The organism is Chitinophaga agrisoli, from assembly GCF_008386695.1.
Lineage (GTDB): Bacteria > Bacteroidota > Bacteroidia > Chitinophagales > Chitinophagaceae > Chitinophaga > Chitinophaga agrisoli.
In genome coordinates this window covers 1146432-1169935 of record NZ_VUOC01000002.1, presented here as the reverse complement: position 1 = coordinate 1169935, position 23504 = coordinate 1146432, and the positions used below count along the sequence as shown (strand labels likewise).

Below are 23504 nucleotides of genomic sequence, written 5' to 3'. Positions count from 1 at the left end.
TATGAGTAATCTAGCTGCCAGTTTAAAACGCAATGCCAAAGTAAAACAGCGCGACATCAGCGATTGCGGCGCCGCCTGTCTGGCCTCTGTAGCCACTTATTATAACCTGCAGCTGCCGGTAGCCCGCATCCGCCAGTATGCCGGCACAGATAAAAAAGGCACCAATGTGCTGGGCATGATAGAAGCGGCACAGAAACTGGGCTTCCAGGCCAAAGGCGTAAAAGGCCCGCTGGAAGCGCTGGCCAATATCCCTAAACCTGCTGTTGCCCATGTAGTGATAAACGGCGTGCTGCAACATTTTGTGGTCATTTACCAGGTAACAGATAAACAGGTGGTGATCATGGACCCCATGGATGGGGAGTTTCACCGGCAAACACATGAGGAGTTTAAGGCGGTATGGACCAATGTGCTCGTGCTGCTGATGCCGGAAGAGGATTTTACGCCACGTAATGAAAAGATCTCCCATCTGCAGCGTTTCTGGTTCCTGCTGCGCCCGCATCGCTCCGTATTGACCCAATCCCTTTTTGGCGCGATGGTCTATACGGTGCTGGGGCTTTCTACTTCTATCTATGTACAAAAGATCGTTGATAATGTGCTGGTAGAGGGTAACCGTAATCTGCTGAATCTCTTAGGCATTATCATGTTGCTGATACTGCTGCTGCAATTCTTTATCGGTAACCTCAAAAGCATTTTTGCCGTTAAGACCGGCCAGCAGCTGGATGCCCGGCTGATATTAGGCTACTATAAACACCTGCTGAAACTGCCGCAGCAATTCTTTGATACGATGCGGGTGGGGGAGATCACCTCGCGGGTGAATGATGCCGTTAAAATACGCGTATTCATTAATGATGTAGCCCTTACGCTGGTAGTGAACATATTCATTGTTATCTTTTCTTTTGCGCTCATGTTCACCTATTACTGGAAGCTGGCGCTTATTATGCTGGCCATCATTCCCGCTTACCTGGTCATTTACCAGGTAAGTAACCGGGTGAATAAAAAGTTGCAGCGGCGGTTGATGGAAGATAACGCGGAACTGGGCAGCCAGCTGGTGGAATCCCTGAATGCCGCCGCTACCATTAAACGTTTTGGGCTGGAGGAACATGCCAATACAAAAACAGAGCATCGTTTTATACGTTTACTGCAAACCATTTACCGGTCTACCATCGGCAACCTGTATATAGGCAGCGCCGCCAATATTACCACCAGCATCTTTGTGGTAGTGATGTTGTGGATAGGGGCCATTTTTGTGATAGACCGGCAGCTGAGCCCCGGAGAGCTGTTGTCTTTTTACGCCCTGGTGGGATATTTCACCGGGCCGGCCATGAGCCTTATTACCGCCAATAAAAGCATGCAGGATGCACTGATCGCGGCAGACCGGCTGTTTGAGATCATGGACCTGGAACAGGAAGAGACTACACAAAAAGTAGTGTTACAGCCGGAAATGATCGGCGATATCACTTTCAATAACGTCACCTTTAACTATGGGGCGCGCCTGGACGTATTTCACAATTTTAACCTGGAGCTGAAGCGCGGCAGGATCACGGCGATCGTAGGGGAGAGCGGTTCCGGTAAGTCCACGCTTATGTCGTTGCTGCAGAATATCTATCCTTTAAAAGAAGGCGCTATTGCCATTGGCAATACAGATATCCGTTATATACAGCATGAGAGCCTGCGCAGGCAGGTAAGCGTAGTGCCGCAGCAAATAGACCTTTTTGCCGGCAGCGTGGCGGAAAATATTGCCATAGGCGAGTTTGAGCCGGATATGCAGAAGGTGCTGCGCGTTGCCCAGCAACTGGGCATACTGGAATTTATTGAGAAACTACCGCATGGTTTTAATACCCTGCTGGGCGAGCATGGCGTAAACCTCTCCGGCGGGCAGCGCCAGCGTATTGCTATTGCGCGCGCCCTTTACCGGGATCCGGAGATCCTGATCCTGGATGAGGCCACCTCTTCCCTGGATCCGGTTTCAGATTTGTACGTGCAGAATGCCATGCAGCTGTTACGGGATGCCGGTAAGACCATTGTGATCATTGCCCACCGTTTAAGCACGGTAATCAGCGCGGATAAGATCGTGGTGCTGCAAGATGGCGCCCTGGCAGAAGAGGGCACACATAGTCAGCTGCTGGCCAGGAATACGGTCTATGCCCGGTTGTGGAGCCATCACCAGGGAATGATCTCTGTTTAATGCTAATGCGGTAATTTATCCCGCAGCAAACCGTATACCCAGGTGCCCGCAATGGCGCATACGATCATCACGATCGCCACAGGCACGCCCGCCCCCAGTAATCCAAACAAAGGCCCCGGGCAGGCGCCGGTGAGCGCCCAGCCAAACCCGAAGATAAGCCCGCCTATTACCTGCCCTTTATTGAATTGTTTGGGATAGAATACCACCGGTTCCCCGTGGATAGTTTTGATATGAAATCTTTTGATCAGCCACACAGAAAACGCGGCCACCGCTACCGCGGACCCAATTACGCCATACATATGAAAGCTTTGCAGCCGGAACATTTCCTGTATACGGAACCAGGAAATGATCTCTCCCTTTATAAAGATCACACCCAGTAACATACCGATGGCGGTATATTTAAGCAGGTCCCACCAATGCGTTGTTTTCTCTGCTACGGATATAGCGTTGATATCCAGTGATTGTACTTCAAAATCGGTATTAGTATTGAACATCGTTTACAGTTGAAGTATAAATGGGAGGATGACATTTGCCATAAAAAATCCACCGGCCATAAAACAGCAGGTGGCTACCAGCGATGGCCATTGCAGGGTAGCCAACCCCATAATAGCATGCCCGGAGGTGCAGCCGCCGGCATAACGGGTACCAAATCCTACCAGGAAGCCGCCAATAGCAATAATGATAAAACCGTGTATGCTAAGCAGTGAACTAAAATTGAACAGCTCTTGTGGGATGATATTGCTGTAATCATGTATACCATAACCGCCCAGCTCGCGGACCAGGGCAGGATGCACCTGTATGGGCTGCGGATTGGCGAGTCCGTAAGTGGCCAGGAAAGCGCCGATAGCAATACCGGCTATAAAGAAGAGGTTCCAGCTTTCTTTTTTCCAGTCGTAGCTAAAAAAGGGAATGTTGGCTGGTAAACAGGCTGCACAGATATGCCGCAGGTTAGCGGAAACACCAAAGCTTTTGTTGCCCAGGAGCAATAAAGCCGGTACGATCAACCCTATCAGTGGTCCGGCTATATACCAGGGCCAGGGTTGTGAGAGCGTTTGTAACATAGGTTGGTAATTGTATATAATGGATAATATGCGTTGCTGATCAAACCAGCTCACAGATCTTGCCGGCTATTGCTTTCCCGCTTGTCAGCGCTGCTTCTACCGTGCCCATTTCCGGGCCTTCATAAAACCCTTCTCCTGCAAAATAAAGCGTATTCGCTACGGGTGCGCTTAACACCGGCAGCGCGGCTTTGGTTTGTACGGTAGGGTAGGTGTAGGAGCCCCTGGTAAAGGGATCCGCGGTCCAGTTAATGATATCGTGGCTTTGCAGCAATGATTGTAAAGCAGTAACGGGCATGTTAAAGATAGCGCCCAGTGAAGCCAGGGCCATCTGCAAAATGTGTTCAGTGCTGGCGTCTTTTAATTCCCGGGCCGGGGGGCCCCCCAGCCAGCCGGTGAGCAGCGTGGATCTTTCCGGCTGCTGTGTCCACCAGGTAGGTACGGCTTCTTTGGAAAAGATCATAGACAGGTCTGGCGTAGGCGAGCCATCATCGCCTACGGGATGTTCTTCCCAGAAAGCTTTTTGGAAATGCAGTAAGATCTTGATCACGCCGCCCATGCCCATTTGTTGGGCAGCGGCCTGCTGTGCCGGTAGCGCAGGCACAAACTGCACGCTGCCCGGCGCGCCTGCGGGCGCTTGTAATACGCCAAAGGGCAGGGTGATGATGGCATGCTGGGCGTTGTATTGTAGCCCATCTGTAGCTACGGCGGTCACCTGCCCTGGCTGCCAATGCAGTTCCTTTACAACCGTTTGGCATTTGATCACGCCGCCACCTGTACGGATGTCTGCCTCCAGGAAGGCGGTTAGCCGGTCATATCCGCCAACAATGCGGTATTGTTCCGCATCCTTTTCAGAGAGCCATTCTTCGCGCATGGCCATTGTACTCGCATCTGCCGGTTCGGCGGTATCATAACCGCAGGCATAACGGAGCACCATATCGCGTAAGTCGGCATATTTATCTTCGGGGAAATATTGTGTAAGGAAATCCTGTAGCGGCATATCCTGTTGCAGCGAACGCAACGCTTTTACAAAGTCTGGCCAGTGGGGGATGATCCAATCTTCCACCGGGGATAGCTGTCCGTTAACATATTGCCACATAACGCCGGTAATAGCGTTATAAGGGATGCCGGCTTCCTGTAATAATCCAATGGTTACCGGAAGGTCGCCGTGCACGAATTCAGCGCCGGTATGCCCGTGCATGCGGCCGCCTATATGGTCACGCGCCTCGAGCAATATTACCTGCCTGCCGGCTTTTGTCAGTTCCCTGGCGGCCATCAGGCCTGCCGCTCCTGCGCCAATGATAAGTGTTGTTGCCATAGTTAATGTTCCGCTTCTTTATGCTTCCTGCTCTGGTAATATTTCTTCGATTTCTCTATGCTGCCGCAGGTTAAATTACACCAGCGGCGTTTATTGTTCTTGGTCTGGTCCAGGAACATCCAGCCGCAGGCGCCACAGGTTTTGATCCGTTCAGGATCTTCCATAGTGAGGACATCATACGCAGATTTCATCACCACCCACAGGGGGGCCAGCAGGTCCGTGTCTTCCTCCAGCCAGCTTTGCTGTGGGTATTGGTCTTTTTGCAGATGGGCGCCTTTTTGTGGGGTTGCCGCTTTTATGGTGAACCGGATCCTGGACAGGCCGGCGGCCAGCGCCGTATTAAATGCCTGCAATTCCGCCGCCGGTAAGGCAGCTGTTTCCCCTTCTGCCAAGGCGGAAAAAAAGCGGTACAGTGTTTCCCTTACCTGTTTCAGCTGTTCCAGCGCGGCGGCTGCCGCTCCGGGGTGACCGGCGGCATACTGCCGCAGATCCGCAATCCTTTTTGTGGTGAGGATGTTCACTTTATGGCTCCATTCCAGCACGGTGGCATAACTATCCAAGTATTCATGCCGGGGCTCATCCCGCCAGGAGTCAACGGTGTTGATGAAGTGAAAGCAGAGCGCTCCACCATCAAGGGGCAGGTTGGCTATGTTTCTCTCTTTGCTCATAAATTACGAAACGAAAGATACAGCATTTTTACCAGTAAAAATACTTTTGGTGGTAAGAAAGAATGATGTACATTTACACCAGTAAAGCTTATTTTACTGGTAGTAATTGTGTTGATCACCGAACCTAACCGTCATCTGTATGAGAACTGAAGCATCGCCTCAATGGCTGGTAGTCCTGGCATTTATTGCCATCTATATCATCTGGGGCACTACTTATATGGCAATTGCCTTTGGCCTGCAGGGTTTTCCGCCGTTTGTGCTAACGGCCTTCCGCGGCATTATTGCCGGTACCCTTTTAATATCCTGGTGTTTACTGCGGGGTGAAAAGCTGCCCTCGCTTGCGGTGATTGGCAACAGTTCCGTAAGCGGTATTTTAATGCTGGTAGGCGGCACCGGGCTGGTTACCTGGGCAGAGCAGTATGTTAACTCCGGTTATGCGGCCATCATAATGGCTACAGAGCCTTTCTTCTTTGTATTGCTGGATAAAAAGCAATGGGGTAACTATTTCTCGAACCGTTGGGTACTTACGGGGTTGTTGGTAGGTTTTGCGGGTATGTTATTGTTCTTCCACTATACCAGCGGCAGTACGCAACAAACAAATGATGGGGCCATGTTGCTTATTGGTAACCTGGTATTGTTGCTGGGCGCCATTCTGTGGGTGGTAGGCTCTTTATATGCAAAAAATAAAATTGATCACAGCCATTCCAATACCCTGACAACCGGCCTGCAGCTATTGGCTGCGGGCCTCTTTAGCGGGCTGACCGCGGCATTTACCGGCGAGTGGTCCGGCTTCTCCATTGCGGCAGTACCTGTTGCCGCATGGGGCGGGCTTTTATACCTTATTACCATGGGATCGCTGGTGGCTTATATGGCTTTTACCTGGCTGATCACCATACGGCCGCCGGCGCTGGTAAGCACGCATACTTATGTGAACCCGGTAGTGGCGGTATTTGTTGGCTGGATCTTCGCCAATGAACAGATCACCTGGCTGCAGATCATGGCGCTGCTGATAATACTGGCAGGCGTGTTATTAACGAATGTGCCTAATTATAAACTGGCCAAGGCATAAAAAGAAAAAAGGCAGTGTTATACACTGCCTTTCCGGAGGAAAATACCTTTACACTTTATTGCTACAGTTACCTTTTCAGGTTACTGCTGCGTGGTGTCTTTCTTTGGTTTGGCATCCTTCATCCCCTTGTGCTTAGCATGTTTCTTTGTGGCGGCTGTATCTACCTGCTGCGCTGCAGTGGTATCACGGATAACAGCTGTGTCGCGGCGCATAGTGGCCGTATCTTTAGCAAAGGAAGCAGTATCCTTTACAAAAGTGGCAGTATCGCGCATAGTGGCGGTGTCTTTGCTAAACAGGGCGGTGTCTTTTGCAAAGAAGGCAGTATCCTTCCGGGCAAAAGCAGCGGTGTCCCTGGCAGCAGCGGTGTCCACTACAAAAGAGGCGGTGTCTTTAAAGAATGCGGTGTCATGTGCAAAAGCAGCGGTGTCTTTACTGAAAAGAGCAGTATCTTTTGCAAAAGCTGCTGTATCTACTGCAAAAGCAGTGTCAGCTTTGAAAGTGGCGGTGTCAGCTGCGAACATTGCAGTGTCTTTCGCAAATGCTGCAGTATCAGCTGCAAACATAGCGGTGTCGCTTGACATAGCGGCTGTGTCCATTGCAAAGAACGCGGTGTCCTTAGCGAAAGCAGCGGTGTCTCCTTTCAGAAAGGCGGTGTCATTGGCAACGGATGCAGTGTCGCCGGACAATTTGTTTGCGCTCATGACAGTCTTGGCGTTTACTTGTGTAAGCAGTAATGCTCCTACGCCAGCAATAAGGCCGAATCTCAACATTTGTGTTCTCATTGTTTTTCAATTTTATGGTTAACGAATTTTGAAGTGAACCATACTTCTGGTAATGCCAGTAGAAAAGACAAAAACCCTGCACAAAATCGAAAACGTTTTGTTAAAATACCCTACGACCCTTTGCTGGTAAGGGTTTAAAAAAGTTGTTCTTTTTTATGCCAACCTGTTTTTAACATAGCTTTTTGTAGAAGCTACACCCAATCCCCCTGTTTCCTTGTTGACTGTGTCCACATTTTTGTGCCGTGTATGCAACTGCGTAGCATGCTGCGGACTATTATATTTGCATCATGGAACGGCACATACAGTTAACGGATGACGGATCCCATACTATTGGCCTGTCCGGTACAAAAGTTACTTATCATAGCACCCATGGCGCATTGCAGGAGAGCATGCATATATTTATACAGGCTGGTTTGCGCCCGCTTCTGCAGCAGCATACCTGCCTGCATATATTTGAAATGGGTTTTGGTACGGGGCTCAATGCGCTCCTCACCTTACAGGAAGTTATTGCCGCTCAGCAGCCGGTATATTATGAGACGGTAGAGCTGTATCCCTTATCAGCAGCAGAAGTACAGGCATTGAACTATGACAGTTTATTAAATATACCTGCCACCAACTGTAACCTGGTTAGCTTACATGAAGCGCCCTGGGAACAGGAAATGGGCCTGCATCCTTTATTTACGCTCTATAAAAGACAGCTGTCATTAGCGCAATACCTGTCCGCCCCGGTAACAAAACAGTATCATCTTATTTATTTTGACGCTTTTGCGCCGGAGATACAACCGGAGCTGTGGAGCCCTGCCGTATTTGAGCATCTGGCTGCGCGTATGTATCCCGGAGCTGCGCTGGTTACTTATTGTAGTAAAGGTGTGGTAAGAAGGGCCATGCAGTCAGCGGGCTTACAGGTAACAAAACAGCCCGGTCCGCCGGGGAAAAGGGAAATAGTGGTGAGCCGGAAATTGTAATTAGGTGTTTCGTTAATGACTGATTAAGAGTTATTTACATGATTTTTATGCAATTTTATGGAAAACACCCCTTCCGCTGCATCTTTCACAAAACTCTAACATATGCGATTTGCCTATTTACTCCCACTGTTGCTGACACTACACCACAGCTACGCGCAAACTGCTTCTAAAACAACCAGCGCTATTGACCAGGTGACCATTTTCCTGAAAGGGGCGCAGGTGACCCGCAGCATGCAGTACACCTTAACACCCGGTAATAATAAAGTTATATTCTCCGCTATATCCCCCGATGTGGAGGAAAAAAGCATACAGGTAAAAATGGAAGGCAATGTTACGTTGTTATCTGTATCCTATCAGCCTAATTTCATCCGGGAACAGCAGCAGCGTGAAGAGATAGCCGCATTGCTGAAACAGCAGGAAGACCTGGATAACAAGCTCGCCCATGAGAAGGGCAACCTGCAGGTATATACGCAGGAGGAAGCCATGCTGGGTAAGAACCAGGATATAGGCGGCAGTACCAATGGGATTAAGGCCGCGGATCTGAAAGAGGTCCTGGACCTGCAACGCCAGCGGTTGGCAGAGGTGCTGGAAAAACAGCTGGATATTAAACAGCGGATCCGGCTCTTAGAAGAAGAAAAACTAAAGATCAGTAAACAACTGGCCGCCCTGCATAACCAGCAGCAAACAGCTACCAGCGATATTATCCTGGATGTGTTGTCCAAAACGGCGGCCACCGGTAAATGCACGGTAAGTTACCTGGTAAAGAATGCGGGCTGGCTGCCCTCTTATGATATCCGGGTAAAGGATATATCACATCCGCTGGATATCACGTTTAAAGCCAAAGTATTCCAGCAATGCGGCGAGGTATGGAACAAGGTGAAACTGCAGCTAAGCACCGGTAATCCGGATGAGGGCAATGTGCGGCCGCTGCTGCAGCCCTGGTACCTGCGTACCTATAGCAGTTATGATGAGCTGAGCAGGGTAAGGGAAATACAGCGTACACTCAGCAGTAATGAGATAAAAGGCCGCGTAACAGACGAGAGGGGCTCACCCCTGCCGGGCGCCTCTATAAAAGTAAAGGGCTCTACCTTAGGCACCGTTACAGATGCGGGTGGTTATTTTGATCTGCCATCAACAGGAAGAGAGCAAACGCTTGTGTTTTCCTATATAGGGTATATGAGTAAAGAGATCCCAAGCAGCGGTGGATTTTTGCAGGTGGGACTACAGGTGGATGAAAGACATCTGGATGAAGTGGTGGTAGTAGGGTATGGCGTATCAGGGGAGGGCAGGCTGTCTGGCGCGGAAGCAGATACATTTGAGAAAAAAGCTAACGTTACACGCAAAGCCTCCGCCAATACCATCCCGGATGTAAGCGAGCAATACACACCCACTACTTTCTATTACGATATTCCCATTCCCTATACCATTGAGCCGGATGGCAAGCCCTATACCGTAGGCGTAAAAGAACTGGAAGTGCCTGCCAGTTATGAATATTATGCGGTGCCCAAATTGCAGAAAGCGGCGTTCCTGGTGGCCGGCATTACAGACTGGGAATCGCTGAACCTGTTAGAAGGAGAAGCCAGTGTTTTTTATGAAGACACTTACCTGGGCAAATCACTGCTGGACCTGCAATCTTCCCGCGATACGCTGCTGATCTCCCTGGGCAGGGATAACCAGGTAAGCGTAAGCCGCACTATGGAAAAAGATTACAGCCGTAAGCGCTTTTTAGGCAAGAATATCACCGTAGCCCGCGCCTGGAATTTAAGCGTTAAGAATAACAAGCAGGCGCCTATCAGCATAACTATACAAGATCAGCTGCCCATCAGCAGCAATGCAGCCATGGATATTTCCGGTATCAGTTATGGTAACGGACAATTGGAGGAATCTACCCAAATGCTTACCTGGAAGATGGTGCTGCAGCCGGCCGCGGAGGAAAAGCAGCAGCTGAAGTATAATGTTACATACCCAAGAACGGCGATCGTTAATATTGATTAAAGGGGACAATTCAGATAAAACAAGGCCGTATCAGCAGCTGCTGATACGGCCTCCTTGTTATGTTAAACGCCGTTATTTTGCTCCCAATAATTTATTATCCATCTTTATCTCATTCCACGAAGGAGGCGTTACCTGTAAAAGGTTTTTCACGAAGAAGTCGCGGCGTTTTTGTTCGCCATATTCGCCGCCGGAAGAGTGGGCCATACCCGGCACCATCACAAAATCAAAGTTCTTATTGGATTTGATCAGCGCATTCACCAGCTGCAGGGTAGAGGAGGGGTCTACGTTATCGTCCACTTCGCCTAAGATCAGCATCAGGTTGCCCTGCAGGCGCCAGGCATTGGTTACGTTAGAACATTCTTCATACTGGGGACCTATGGGATAACCCATCCATTGCTCATTCCACCACATCTTATCCATACGGTTATCATGACAGCCACAGGAGGCCACTGCCGCTTTATAGAATTCCGGGTGGAACAGTACGGCGCCGGCGGCGTTTTGTCCGCCGGCGGAAGTGCCATAAATGCCTACACGGGTGATATCCATATAAGGGTATTTAGCTGCTGCGGCTTTCATCCACAGGATCCGGTCCGGGAAGCCGGCGTCCTTCAGGTTTTTCCAGCATACATCATGAAAAGCACGGGAGCGGTTAGAGGTGCCCATACCATCTACCTGGATCACCACAAAACCCAGTTCTGCCAGTTCCTGCATGCCGCGGATACCGGCGTAAAAGGTCTTGGGCACAAAGGAGCTGTGCGGGCCCGCATAGATGTTCTCAATCACCGGGTAGTGTTTAGCAGCGTCAAAATTGCTTGGCCGGATAATGATACCCCATATATCTGTTTGCCCGTCCCTGCCTTTGGCGGAGAATACTTCCGGCATACGCCAGCCGGTTTGCTGCAGGGCGTTGATATCTGCTTTTTCCAGTTCCATGATCACTTTGCCATTCGCATCGCGCAGTACGGTCACGGGTGGCAGATCTGCCCGGGAATAGGCGTCTGTAAAGTAGCGGTAGTCTGTGCTGAATTTGGCGGCATGCTGTGCATTCTCACTGGTGAGCGGCTCCAGGTGCTGGCCGTCAAAATCCACTTTATAATATTGCAGCAGGTAAGGGTCCTGGCCGGCCTCACGGCCGCTGGCGGCAAAGATGACGGTACGTGCCTGCTCGTCCACCTTTACTACGGAGCGCACTACCCAGTTACCGCTGGTGATAGGGTGTTTTACCTGGCCGGTTTTACCATCATACAGATACAGATGGTTCCAGCCGCTTCTTTCAGAGGCCCAGATGATCTCCTGGCCATCCTTTACATCATAGCGGTAGCGTTTACCGCTATAATCAATAAAAGTAGGGCTGGTCTCTTCTACCAGCACTTTTACTTTGCCGGTAGCAGCATCCGCTTCCAGCACGCGGTACACCTGGTGCCCGCGCTGATTATATTCAAAGGTGAAGGCTCGGCTATCTTTACGCCAGGCCAGGTTATTGAGGCTATATTGCTGGTTATAGAGCGAGGGATCTATGGGTAGTTGCTGTTTGCTATCTATTACGAAAAGCGCCAGCGTTCTTACCGGCAGTGCATCGCCGGGTTTCAGGTACTCGCGGGTGCTTAGTTTGGGTTGCAGCTGGTCTTCCGGTGAGGAGGAAATGAGGTATAGCAGATGCTTTTTATTAGGCCGTACCTTATTGGCCACTAATTTTTTGGAGTCCGGCGACCATTGTATGTAGGTGGAATAAAACTCACCTTCTGACCCATCATAACTTAGCTGTTGTTCCGCTTTTGTTTTAATATTCCGGATATATACGTTATAGTTTTTGATAAACGCCACCCAGTTGCTATCCGGCGATACTTCCGGCTCATTGGCCTGGTCATCCGCTGAACTGCCCCAGTACCGGTTGGGCGGTGTTCCTTTCTGTTTGATGGAATCTATCTTACAGGTATAGTCTGATAAGCGGCATTGTAAAGCCGTATCGCCTACGTTAAGTAACAGCGTTTGCCCGTTATTGCTATAGTCGATATTGCTGAACGGCAGTTCGTAGGCCTTATAGTTCCGGTGCAGCAGGGAGCTGAGGGCGGTGGCCAGCCGGCTATGGTCAAAGGCGGGTTGTTTGCTGCGCTTATCAGCGTCTACCAGTATAAACTCCTTGCCTTTTGGCGTTTGCTGGTAATACCAGCAGCGGTGGCTGTCGCCTATCCAGTTAAAGCTAAAGGGGGCATAATACAGCTTATCCTTGGTGCGGTTGGCCCAGTCGTTGGCACGGCGGTAGTCTTCCGCTGTACCTTGCGCATACAGGCGGCAGGCGCTGCTGATCAATAACAGCAGCAGGATCCCGCATGGTAAAGAACGGCGGCGGATGGTAGTGTAAAGTAACATGGCGTTTCCATTAAAGGGTTTAGTGTTCTACGTTCTGGAAGTAACTATTAACATATTCGCTGGGTGATTGGCCGGTAATACCTTTAAATACCCGGTTAAAGTTCGTTATACTGTTAAACCCGCAGGTGTACGCTACGGTGGCGATATTATCATAAGCGCCATCTGTAAGTTTACGGCAGGCTTCGTTGATACGCACCTCGTTCAGGAAGGATACAAAGGTGTGCAGCGTATGTTTCTTGAAGAAACGGCAAAAAGCCTGCGGCGTCATATGCGCCTGTTTGGCCGCGTCTTCCAGCGTAATAGGCCGGTCATACTGCTGCATGATATAGTTATAGATATTGCCGATGCGGATCCCTTCATATTCGCTGAACATAGGCGTTTTATTACTGGCGCTCAGCGGTAATAGCTCCTGGTAGCTGCTCAGTAGTTTTAACAGTTCTACGAAATGCATCAGCTGGTCTGCCCCGGCGCTTTGCGCTATGCGCAGCATTTTATTAGATACTTCCGTTACATGCTGCGGAGGTAGTTTAAAACCGGACTGGTGTTGTTGTACAAAGTTCTTTAGCAGCTTAAGCTCCGGCAGGTTAAAAAAAGCCGACAGCTGTCCGTTAGGATTAAAAAAGAACATCCAGGCAACGATCTTCTTTTTGCTTTTGGGCATAAAATAAGAAGGCTCGCTTTTAAAGATATGAGGCTGGTTGGCGCCCAGCCAGTAGATCTCGTTAGAGCGGAAGGCATGCATGTTATTATCCGCTACCAGCGTGCCGTCGCCTTTCTGGATCCAGGTAAGCTGTATCTCCTGGTGGCGGTGCAGGTGCGGATAGAAAAAAGGAAGCACATCTTTTTGTACAATGATGGATTTGTCCAACGGCACAGGTATCGTAAACTGTAGCACTTTCATACGTGTCGGCAATTGGTTGATAAAGTCGTTAGCGGATGTTCTTGTAAAAAGGCGGTATCCCTGGCGCCGCATACTTCATAACGGAATATACTGGTAAATAAATGCAAGCATCAAATGGTTACCCCTTGCATCAATATTACAAATTTTACCCCATCCCTACTCAAAACAGGTTAATATAAGGTAATAATTGATTATAATCGGGTAGGTAAGCCTGTGCCGTTTGAAATACTTTTGAAAAAAAATTAGTGTTATATGTCTATTGAATGGAAAGGTATATTTCCTGCAATCACTACTAAGTTCACTGCCAATGATGAACTGGATCTTCCATTGTTTGACAGGAACCTGCAGGCACAGCTGGAAGCCGGTATTGACGGCATTATCCTGGGCGGCTCCCTGGGTGAGGCCAGCACATTGACCGACGCTGAAAAGGAAACGCTGGTAAAATACACCGTGGAGAGGGTGGAAGGCCGTATACCAGTGGTGTTGAATATTGCGGAAGGAGCTACCGCCGCCGCCATTAAACAGGCCGCAGACGCCAAAGCCTGGGGCGCTAAAGGCCTGATGCTGCTGCCGCCCATGCGGTATAAAAGCGATGACCGCGAAACGGCCGCTTATTTCAAGGCAGTAGCTACGTCTACAGACCTGCCTATCATGATCTATAACAACCCGGTGGATTATAAAGTAAATGTGACGCTGGACATTTTTGAGGAGCTGGCGGCGCATAAAAACATACAGGCGGTAAAGGAATCTACCCGCGACGTATCCAATGTAACCCGGATGATCAACCATTTTGGCGACCGCTTTAAGATCCTGTGCGGAGTAGATACCCTGGCCCTGGAAGAGATGGTGCTGGGCGCTACCGGATGGGTAGGCGGCCTGGTATGCGCTTTCCCGGCAGAAACAGTGGCTATTTACCGCCTGGTAAAAGCCGGCCGTATGGCTGAGGCCGTAGCTATTTACCGCTGGTTCCTGCCCCTGCTGGAGCTGGACCTGCATGCCAAACTGGTACAATATATTAAACTGGCAGAGACCCAGGCGGGCCTGGGCAGCGAATATGTGCGCGCGCCGCGCCTCACCCTGGCCGGTAAGGAGCGCGAGCGGATCCTTTCTGTTATCAACACTGCGCTGGTGAACCGTCCGGAATTACCGGACTACCGTTCCATAGAAGCGCTTAGCGCTTAGGGGTAGTTTTATTAACTTCACCTTTCACCCATGTAAAAGCGCTATCCATGACAGACGTAAACAACATCCTGCAGCAGTCCGCTGCTGCATTTGAAGAGTATAAGAAAGTACCGGCCGCAGAAAGGGCGGCCTTCCTGGAAGCCATTGCCGCTGAGATCGAAGCCAGGCGCGAGCCGCTGGTAACCGTTGCCGGACAGGAAACCAACCTGCCCCCGGCCCGTTTAAACGGGGAGCTTACCCGTACCACCAACCAGCTAAAGCTGTTTGCCAACCTGGTACGCGAGGGCAGTTGGGTAGAAGCGGTGATTGACAGCGCTAACCCCAATAGTACGCCCGCCCGGCCGGATATCCGCAAAATGCTGCTGCCCATTGGTCCGGTGGTGGTATTTGGGGCCAGTAATTTCCCCTTTGCCTTCTCCACTGCGGGCGGTGATACTGCCAGCGTACTGGCAGCCGGCGCTACCGTGGTGATCAAAGGCCACCCGGCGCATGCGAATACTTCCCTGCAGGTATTTGAGGCCATGCAAGCCGCCATCAAAAAAACAAACATGCCCGCGTATACCGTACAGCACGTAGCGCAACCGGGCAATGAGATAGGTAAGGAGCTGGTCATGCACCCCTTAGCGACGGGCGTAGGTTTTACCGGCTCTTTTGCGGGTGGTAAAGCCTTGTTTGACTATGCCAATCAACGGGAAAGACCCATACCCGTATTTGCCGAAATGAGCAGCATTAACCCGGTAGTATTCCTGCCGGATACGCTGGAGAAAAATGCCGCCGCCCTGGCGCAGACCTTTGGCGGTTCCGTGACCCTGGGCATGGGCCAGTTCTGTACTAACCCGGGTTTACTGATCGCGCTGCGCAGCCCGGCACTGGACCAGTTTGCACAGCTGCTGGGCGATGCCATTGGCCAATGCGCCCCGCAGAAAATGCTGCATGGCGGCATACAGCAGGCATATGTACATAACCGCGGCCAGCTGTTAACACAACAGGGCGTAAGCGTGATAAGCGAAGGCGCACAGGCGGCGGAGCTGGAAGCCCAGCCGGTACTAGCCCGTGTGAACGCAAAGGATTTTTTGCAGAATCATATCTTGCAGGAAGAAGTATTTGGCCCCTCTTCCCTGCTGGTAGTATGCGAGGATAAAGAAGAGATGAAAGCCGTGTTAAAAAGCCTGCGTGGCCAGCTAACCACTACCATTGCGGGTACAGAGGCGGATGTAAAGGCCCATGCGGATCTTATTGAGCTGCAAACCTCGCTGGCAGGCCGTGTTATCCTGAATGCGCCGCCAACAGGCGTGGAAGTGTGCGCGGCCATGGTGCATGGCGGGCCTTTCCCGGCCACCACAGACAGCCGTTTCACTTCTGTAGGCAGCAGCGCCATTAAACGCTGGGTGCGCCCGGTATGTTTCCAGGGATTTTTTGACGGCATGCTGCCGCCTGCCCTGCAACATGCCAATCCATTGGGCATCTGGCGGCTGGTAGACGGGGAATTTACAAAAGCGTAAATAAGAGGGCCGTAAGCGTATGTACGCCTGCGGCCCTTCATATATACCCAGGCCCTGCCTGTTACCCAAACGAGATCTATGTCAGCAAATCAACCAACATCTTTTAAGCGCTCCTTCGGACTGCTGGACGCCACTATGATCGTGGCCGGCTCCATGATAGGTTCCGGCATCTTTATCGTAAGCGCAGACATTGTACGCAACGTTAGCTCTGCCGGTTGGCTTACGCTGGCATGGCTACTGGCAGGTATCTTAACCCTTACCGCCGCCCTTAGTTATGGAGAACTGAGCGCCATGTTTCCCAAAGCAGGCGGTCAGTATGTGTACCTTAAAGAAGCTTTTAACCCCCTGGTGGGCTTCCTGTATGGCTGGAGCTTTTTTACCGTGATACAAACGGGTACCATTGCGGCCGTAGGCGTGGCCTTTGCAAAATTTGCAGCCTATATTTTCCCCGCCCTGGGCGATAAACATATTTTAGTTGACCTGGGCTTTATGCAGATCACGGCCGCCCAGCTGACTTCCATTTTATTGGTCATTTTCCTTACCTATATCAACACTTTAGGGGTAAAAGAAGGTAAGATCATCCAAACCAGTTTTACCCTTACCAAAATAGCCGCCCTGTTTGGGCTCATCATCTTTGGCCTGCTGCTGGCGGCGCGCAAAGACGTATGGCAGCGGAACTGGGCCACCGGTTTCCGGCTGGAAAACCTGGGGCCCTCCGGCGCGGCGCCCTATGTGGGCATGGCGGCGCTGGGCGCGGTGGCGGGCAGCATGGTAGGCACGCTTTTCAGCAGTGACTCCTGGCACAACGTTACTTTCATCGCCGGCGAGATCAAACGCCCCGAGCGTAATATTGGCCTTAGCCTGTTCCTGGGCACGCTGCTGGTGACCATCATCTACGTATCCGCCAACCTCATGTTCCTGAGCGTGATGCCCCTGCACGAAATTGCTTTTGCAGAGAGTGACAGGGTAGGGGTAGCAGCCGCAGTGCACATCTTTGGCGGCGTGGGCACCCTTATCATTGCCGCGCTGATCATGGTCTCTACTTTTGGCTGTAATAACGGGCTGATACTCGCCGGCGCCAGGGTATATTATACCATGGCCAATGATGGGCTGTTCTTTAAACAGCTGGCCGTCCTCAATAAAAACGCCGTACCTGCCAAGGCTTTATGGCTGCAGTGCATATGGGCCAGCCTGCTTTGCCTGAGCGGCAAATACGGGCAGCTGCTGGATTATGTGATCTTTGTAGTGCTCATCTTCTACATCCTTACGATCATCGGCATCTTCCGGCTGCGCCGTAACCGGCCGGAGCTGCCAAGGCCCTACAAAGCATTTGGTTACCCGATCTTGCCCCTGTTTTATATAGTAGCGGCTACGGTTATCTGCCTGGCCTTACTGGCGTATAAACCGATGTATACCTGGCCCGGCCTGGGGCTGGTGCTGCTGGGCATACCCGTGTATTATTTTGTATGGGGCAAACAGCGGAAAGTAGTGCCGGCATAAAATGCACCATATTTTAAGCTTTCTGCCAGGAGAACTGAAGTATTTATGTTAATTTTTGTAAACCTTTGGTCAATACCTGCAATGGTGGGTTGGCCGGTTCTGAATATTTTTGAATAGACTAACAATTAACGACTACATAGACCGTGTCAAAGAAAACTTTTTTTTGTATAGATGCGCATACCTGCGGCAACCCGGTCAGGCTGGTTGCCGGCGGGGGCCCCGTGCTGGAAGGCGCCAACATGAGCGATAAACGCAATCATTTTTTGCGGGAATATGACTGGATCCGGAAAGGGCTGATGTTTGAGCCGCGCGGCCATGATATGATGAGTGGCAGCATCCTGTACCCTCCGCATGATCCGGCTAATGATGTAGCGGTGCTGTTCATAGAGACCAGCGGCTGCCTGCCTATGTGTGGCCATGGCACTATTGGCACCATCACCATCGCCATAGAGGAAGGGCTGATCAGGCCTAAAACCCAGGGCGTGGTACGGATGGAAGCCCCTGCGGGGCTGGTAACCATCAGCTACCGGCAGGAAGGCAGAAAAGTAAAGAGCGTAAAGCTCACCAATGTAGCATCTTACCTGGAGGCTACGGACCTGGAAGTGGAATGCCCGGACCTGGGCCTGCTGAAAGTGGATGTATCCTATGGCGGTAATTTTTACGCCATTGTAGATGTGCAGGAAAACTTCAAAGGGCTGGAACATTATTCCGCCGCGGACCTGATCACCTGGGCCAGGGAAATGCGTAAACGCATCAATGAAAAATATACGTTCGTTCACCCGGACAATCCACACATCAATGGCTGCTCGCATATATTGTGGACGGGCGCCGTACTGGATAGCAGTTCCACCGCCCGTAACGCGGTATTCTATGGCGATAAGGCCATTGACCGCTCGCCCTGCGGCACCGGCACCTCTGCGCGTATGGCGCAGTGGTATGCCAAAGGCCTGCTAAAACCGGGGGACGAATTCATACATGAAAGCATCATCGGTTCCAAATTCATAGGCAGGATAGAAGAAACAACCACTGTTGGCGGTAAGCCCGCTATCCGTCCCAGTATTGAAGGCTGGGCCAGGATCTACGGCTATAATACCATTACCATCGACCCGGAAGATGATCCGTATGCATACGGGTTACAGGTGATCTAAAGGCAGGCTATTTTAAACAACCACATGGCAGAACAAGTAATTATCATAGGCGGCGGCATTATAGGCCTTAGCAGCGCTTTTTACCTGCAGGAAGCAGGCTATAAGGTAACGGTGATAGACAGTACCGATATGCAGCAGGGCTGCTCTTACGGCAATGCCGGGTATGTTTGTCCCAGCCATTTTGTGCCGCTGGCCACCCCGGGTATCGTAAAACAGGGCATTAAATGGATGATGAACGCCAAAAGCCCTTTTTATATACAGCCGCGTTTAAACCGCGACCTGATCTCCTGGGGGCTGCAGTTCATGAAAAGCGCTACCCATGCCCACGTGGAGCGTTCTGCCGTACCGCTGCGGGATATTGCCCTGCTGAGCAAACGGATGTACGAAAGCTGGGCGGAGCTGCCGGATATGGACTTTGCCTATGAGCCTAAAGGCATGCTGGAGTTCTTTAAGACAGAAGAAAGCATGCGGCATGCGGAAGAAACATTAAAAGAAGCGCAGCATCTGGGCCTGGATACCAGCCTGCTGAATAAAGCGGAGCTGCAGGCCATGGAGCCGCATGCGGAGATAGACGCGCTGGGCGCGCTGTACTTTGCCGGCGATGCGCAGTTATATCCCAATAAGCTGATGAGCAGCCTGCTGGGCTGGTTGCGGCAAAAAGGCGTGTTGTTTGAAATGAACCAGTCCGTGACGGGGTTCATAACAGAAGGGGACCAGCTCAAAGGCGTAAAGGCCGGAGAGCGTATCTATGCCGCTGATCATGTGGTGCTGGCCGCAGGCGTATGGAGCGGTGAAGTGGCCCGGCAGCTGAACCTGCGCCTGCCGATGGTAGGCGGCCGCGGATACTCCGTTACATTTGAGAACGCGCCTTATAAATTGTTCCACTCTATTATCCTCAGCGAGGCGCGGGTAGCTATCTCCCCCATGGATGGCAATAAGATCCGCTTTGGCGGCACCATGGAGATCACCTCCCTTAATGCGCCGCCGCGTATGCAGCGCGTACAGGGCATACTGGAATCTGTAAAACGGTATTTCCCGGCATATGATATTCCCATGCCTGCGGCAGATAAAGTATGGTATGGCTACCGCCCCTGCAGCGCAGACGGTTTGCCCTATATTGGAAAAACAGATAAATACAGGAACCTGACCATTGCCACCGGGCATTCCATGCTGGGCATCAGCCTGGGCGCCGGTACCGGCAAACTCGTGAGCGAATTGGTACAGAACGTTCCTGCCTCTATGGATATAACACCTTTCCGCCCCCAACGGCGCTAAGAAAACCAGGATCATCACATGAAAGCACTCCACGTATGCTGCCTGTTGCTGGCAGCCGGCTGTTACCTGCCCGGCAAAGCGCAACAAAAAGAAAATGTATTGTACCAGCAGACCAGCGAGGTAAATAACATCATGGTCCAATACAATGCGGACAAAGGCAGCATAGGGCGCTTTTATTTTGTAGGCAACTCGCCGGAGCGCCGGCAGCAACTGCAAAAACTCAACACCACCTACCTGCAGCAGCTGGAACAAACTAATTTCGATGCCTTGCCAACCGGTGCGCGGGTAGATTACATCCTTTTCCATAAACAATTACAAAGCCAGCTGCATGACCTGCAGCAGGAAGAAACGGAATATGGCCGGTTGCATGACTGGTTTCCGTTTGCGGATAAGATCTATGCGGTGGAGAAGGTCCGCCGCCGTGGCACGGAACAGAACGCGCAGCAGCTGGCGGCCGACTTTCATGGCATGACCGCGGATGTGCGCCAGAAGACCAAACAACTGCGGGATAAAAAGGATATTAATATAGACCTGATCCTGCGGGCGGAAGGTATCGTAAAAGGGTTGAAGGATGCGTTGCACAGTATACACCAGTTCTACAACGGCTACGATCCTCAGTATACCTGGTGGATGGCAGCGCCTTATGAAGAGCTGGACAGCGCCCTGAGCCTGTACGCCGGCGCCTGGAAATCGCAGGAGAAAGTAGCGCCGGGCAGTAAGGAGGATGGCAGCGGCATCGTGGGTTTCCCCATAGGCCGGGATGAGCTGGTACGGCAGCTGCAGGATGAACTGATCCCCTACACGCCGGAAGAGCTGATCCAGATCGCCAATAAGGAGTTTGCCTGGTGCGATGCGGAAATGCTGAAAGCCTCGCGCGAAATGGGCTTTGGCGACGACTGGAAAAAGGCGCTGGAAAAAGTAAAGAACACTTATGTGCCAGCCGGCAAACAGCCGGAGGCCATCATGAAATTATATAACGAGTCTGTAGCGTTCCTGCATCAGCATGATTTGGTCACTATTCCGCCGCTGGCGGAGGAAAGCTGGCGTATGATCATGATGACGCCGGAGCGGCAGCTGGTGAACCCTTTCTTTACCGGTGGCGAAACGCTGAGCATTTCTTATCCTACGGATGATATGAGCGAAGATGATAAGCTGATGAGCATGCGCGGCAATAACCCGCATTTTTCCCGCGCTACGGTACATCATGAGCTCATTGCCGGGCACCACCTGCAACAATTCATGAACCGCCGCTACCGGACCTACCGCAATTTTAATACGCCATTCTGGACAGAGGGGTGGTCCCTCTACTGGGAGCTGCTGTTATGGGATATGCAATTCCCGCAGTCGCCGGAAGACCGGGTGGGCATGCTGTTCTGGCGTATGCACCGTTGCGCGCGTATTATCTTCTCCCTTAACTTTCACCTGGGTAAATGGACGCCGCAGCAATGTATAGATTTCCTGGTGGACAGGGTAGGGCATGAAAAAGCCAATGCCGCCGGCGAAGTGCGCCGCTCCTTTGTGCCGGGCCTGGGATACAGCCCGCTGTATCAACTGGCATATATGATTGGCGGCCTGCAATTCTATGCCCTGAAAAAAGAGTTGGTGGAAAGCGGCAAAATGACTTACAAACAATACCACGACGCTGTACTGCACGAAAATAATATGCCGGTGGAAATGGTGAGGGCCATTCTTACCAACCAGCCGCTTAGCAAGGACTTTAAGACCAACTGGAGATTCTACCCGTTAAAATGAAGGATAAAAGCAGTAGTATATAATATATGTGTCGGATGTACGATACTATTTTTTTAGATAGTATTATCATCCACATTTTATACTATGATTTCACGTCTATTTTTTGTTTATTTATAGTATTCCAGGCAGAATAGGTCAAAACTATTGGATATTATAAATAAATATAACTTATTCGACGAAGCTGCTAATACGGCTTTGCTTAAGGAAGGCGATATGGCCGCCTACGAAGCCATTTATAATGAATTCTGGCCTAAACTGTACGGCTATGTGTACAACCGCCTGAAAAACAAGGAAGTGGCAGAAGAGATCGTACAGGAAGTATTTTTCTCCCTTTGGATGAAACGGGCCACACTGGAACTTACCCATTCGCTTTCCGCTTATTTACATACCGCCGTTAAGTATCAGCTGTTCAATTACCTGAAGGCAGACCATGTGCGCCGCAACTACGTTAGCCGGGCGGCGGTTGATAAGGGCGCTTTAACAGATAACTCCAACGAAGAGCATATAGCCGCTGCAGACCTGAAAAATACCATGGAGAAAGAGATCTCCCGGCTGCCGGAAAAATGCCAGCAGGTATTCCGCATGAGCCGCCAGGAGCATTTGTCCGTACATGATATTGCCACCTCCCTCAACATCTCCCGCAAAACAGTGGAAAACCATCTCACCAAAGCGCTGCGCCAGCTGAGAATGGTGCTGGGCCACTATATCTGCTTCCTGCTGATCCTTTCCGCCTCTTTTTAATAAAAAAACTTAAAGATTTTTTAAACTGGAGTAGGTGTTTGCTGCCGCTGAGTGTACTTACTATATATACACCAATACCCAAGCCCTCATAAACTCCAAGTTAGAAGAACTGATGAAGAATAACGAATTGAAAAATCTGATTGACAAATACCTGGATGGCGCGTTGAATGCGGAAGAAACTGCCCAACTGGAGCAGTGGCTGGATGGTATGGCCGCAGACGATGCGTTTGCCGCTATGCCGGAGCAGGAAAAGGAGACCGCCCGTACAGAAGGATATAACCGCCTGGTAAAGCGTATTGAAAAAGCACAGCGGCCCACGATCGTAAAGCGTATGTTCACCGGCGCCCGGAGCTGGAAGATTGCCGCCGCTGTAGCCTGTCTGGTAATAACGGGAACCCTGTTCAAAAACAGCTTGCTGGATATAGTGGCGCCGCATAGGCTTACCGCCATGCAAAGCACGGAAGGAAGGATCAAAAAGCATATTCTGTCGGATGGATCGATCGTATGGCTAAAGGGAAACAGCAAGCTTGTTTTTCCGGTCAGTTTTGGCGAGGGTAACCGGGTGGTGACCCTGGAAGGAGAGGCCCTGTTTGAAGTGGCAAAGGATGCCGCCCATCCTTTCCAGATCCAATGCGGCAGCTTAACCACTACGGTGCTGGGCACCAGTTTTAATATCCGTAGCAGCGGTAATGAAACGCATGTAGCGGTACTAACAGGTAAGATCGCTTTGAGCGCGCCACAGTCCGGCAAGGTGATCCTGTATCCCAACCAGCAGGCCATCTATAAAGAGGCCGCGGTGATAGCCCGGGAAAACAGGAACAGCGCCTCTGTACATGAGATCACAAAAGGCACTGAATACGATATGGCGTTTAACGATGTGCGCATGTCGGAAGTGGTACAAAGGATAGAAAAGAAATTTGAAGTGAACATAGCGCTGCAGGACGCAGCCATCACGGGCAGTTTGATCACGGCTGATTTTACAGACCAGTCACTACAGAATACAATGGAAATGATCTGCCAGGCGCTCAACCTGGATGTTGAGATCAATGGAAAGTCTATTTCGCTAAAACTTAAAAAAGAGTCATGAACCTGT

The 23504-nt window shown here is 50.9% G+C and carries 18 protein-coding genes and 1 pseudogene; 12 read left to right on the top strand and 7 right to left on the bottom strand.

Annotated elements, in window-relative coordinates:
* Position 1 precedes the first annotated feature (1 nt).
* Positions 2-2185, top strand: a complete 2184-nt coding sequence (locus F0L74_RS11930; protein ID WP_149838092.1) for a peptidase domain-containing ABC transporter — start codon at positions 2-4, stop codon at positions 2183-2185.
* A 2-nt stretch (positions 2186-2187) separates the two neighbouring features.
* Here the strand turns inward: F0L74_RS11930 and F0L74_RS11925 are convergent, their stop codons facing one another.
* From F0L74_RS11925 to F0L74_RS11910, 4 genes are read right to left on the bottom strand one after another with little or no spacing between them, the layout of a single operon-like run.
* Positions 2188-2679 carry a DUF6691 family protein gene (locus F0L74_RS11925; protein WP_149838091.1) on the bottom strand — a complete coding sequence of 164 codons (492 nt, stop codon included), beginning with the start codon at positions 2677-2679 and terminating at the stop codon, positions 2188-2190.
* Positions 2680-2682: 3 nt separating this feature from the next.
* On the bottom strand, positions 2683-3246 hold the full coding sequence (locus tag F0L74_RS11920) for a YeeE/YedE family protein (RefSeq protein WP_149838090.1): 564 nt from the start codon (positions 3244-3246) through the stop codon (positions 2683-2685).
* Between the two features lie 40 nt (positions 3247-3286).
* Positions 3287-4561, bottom strand: a complete 1275-nt coding sequence (locus tag F0L74_RS11915; RefSeq protein WP_149838089.1) for a flavin monoamine oxidase family protein — start codon at positions 4559-4561, stop codon at positions 3287-3289.
* 2 nt (positions 4562-4563) lie between these two features.
* Entirely contained in the window at positions 4564-5229 is a 666-nt protein-coding gene (locus tag F0L74_RS11910; RefSeq protein ID WP_149838088.1) for a CGNR zinc finger domain-containing protein, read from the bottom strand.
* 139 nt (positions 5230-5368) lie between these two features.
* Between F0L74_RS11910 and F0L74_RS11905 the strand changes: the two genes are divergently transcribed.
* On the top strand, positions 5369-6298 hold the full coding sequence (locus tag F0L74_RS11905) for an EamA family transporter (protein ID WP_149838087.1): 930 nt from the start codon (positions 5369-5371) through the stop codon (positions 6296-6298).
* An 80-nt stretch (positions 6299-6378) separates the two neighbouring features.
* Here F0L74_RS11905 and F0L74_RS11900 read toward each other — a convergent pair whose 3' ends face one another.
* The gene (locus F0L74_RS11900) at positions 6379-6999 is read right to left on the bottom strand and encodes a hypothetical protein (RefSeq protein ID WP_149838086.1); all 621 of its coding nucleotides are present in this window, start codon (positions 6997-6999) and stop codon (positions 6379-6381) included.
* 368 nt (positions 7000-7367) lie between these two features.
* Here F0L74_RS11900 and mnmC2 point away from each other — a divergent pair, with 368 nt between their 5' ends.
* Both mnmC2 and F0L74_RS11890 read left to right on the top strand, forming a co-directional pair.
* Positions 7368-8045 (top strand): tRNA (5-methylaminomethyl-2-thiouridine)(34)-methyltransferase MnmC2, encoded by a 678-nt coding sequence (mnmC2, locus tag F0L74_RS11895; RefSeq protein ID WP_149838085.1) that lies wholly within the window; start codon positions 7368-7370, stop codon positions 8043-8045.
* Positions 8046-8147: 102 nt separating this feature from the next.
* Positions 8148-10040 carry a DUF4139 domain-containing protein gene (locus F0L74_RS11890; RefSeq protein WP_149838084.1) on the top strand — a complete coding sequence of 631 codons (1893 nt, stop codon included), beginning with the start codon at positions 8148-8150 and terminating at the stop codon, positions 10038-10040.
* 72 nt (positions 10041-10112) lie between these two features.
* Here F0L74_RS11890 and F0L74_RS11885 read toward each other — a convergent pair whose 3' ends face one another.
* The gene (locus F0L74_RS11885) at positions 10113-12410 is read right to left on the bottom strand and encodes a S9 family peptidase (protein ID WP_149838083.1); all 2298 of its coding nucleotides are present in this window, start codon (positions 12408-12410) and stop codon (positions 10113-10115) included.
* A 19-nt stretch (positions 12411-12429) separates the two neighbouring features.
* On the bottom strand, positions 12430-13311 hold the full coding sequence (locus F0L74_RS11880) for an AraC family transcriptional regulator (protein ID WP_149838082.1): 882 nt from the start codon (positions 13309-13311) through the stop codon (positions 12430-12432).
* Between the two features lie 252 nt (positions 13312-13563).
* Here F0L74_RS11880 and F0L74_RS11875 point away from each other — a divergent pair, with 252 nt between their 5' ends.
* From F0L74_RS11875 to F0L74_RS11840, 8 genes and pseudogenes are all read left to right on the top strand, one after another.
* Positions 13564-14493, top strand: a complete 930-nt coding sequence (locus tag F0L74_RS11875; RefSeq protein ID WP_149838081.1) for a dihydrodipicolinate synthase family protein — start codon at positions 13564-13566, stop codon at positions 14491-14493.
* A gap of 32 nt (positions 14494-14525) precedes the next feature.
* Positions 14526-15995 (top strand): annotated as a pseudogene (locus F0L74_RS11870) (aldehyde dehydrogenase (NADP(+))); the annotation flags it as partial.
* 78 nt (positions 15996-16073) lie between these two features.
* Positions 16074-17495, top strand: a complete 1422-nt coding sequence (locus F0L74_RS11865; RefSeq protein ID WP_149838079.1) for an APC family permease — start codon at positions 16074-16076, stop codon at positions 17493-17495.
* Between the two features lie 143 nt (positions 17496-17638).
* Positions 17639-18643 carry a 4-hydroxyproline epimerase gene (locus tag F0L74_RS11860; protein ID WP_149838078.1) on the top strand — a complete coding sequence of 335 codons (1005 nt, stop codon included), beginning with the start codon at positions 17639-17641 and terminating at the stop codon, positions 18641-18643.
* Between the two features lie 24 nt (positions 18644-18667).
* Positions 18668-19918: an NAD(P)/FAD-dependent oxidoreductase gene (locus tag F0L74_RS11855; RefSeq protein ID WP_149838077.1), complete on the top strand. Its 1251-nt coding sequence runs from the start codon at positions 18668-18670 to the stop codon at positions 19916-19918.
* Positions 19919-19936: 18 nt separating this feature from the next.
* Positions 19937-21670, top strand: coding sequence for a DUF885 family protein (locus tag F0L74_RS11850; protein ID WP_149838076.1), 1734 nt, complete (start codon positions 19937-19939; stop codon positions 21668-21670).
* Between the two features lie 144 nt (positions 21671-21814).
* Positions 21815-22411, top strand: coding sequence for an RNA polymerase sigma-70 factor (locus F0L74_RS11845; protein WP_149838075.1), 597 nt, complete (start codon positions 21815-21817; stop codon positions 22409-22411).
* Positions 22412-22523: 112 nt separating this feature from the next.
* Positions 22524-23498 (top strand): FecR family protein, encoded by a 975-nt coding sequence (locus tag F0L74_RS11840; RefSeq protein ID WP_149838074.1) that lies wholly within the window; start codon positions 22524-22526, stop codon positions 23496-23498.
* Positions 23499-23504 lie beyond the last annotated feature (6 nt).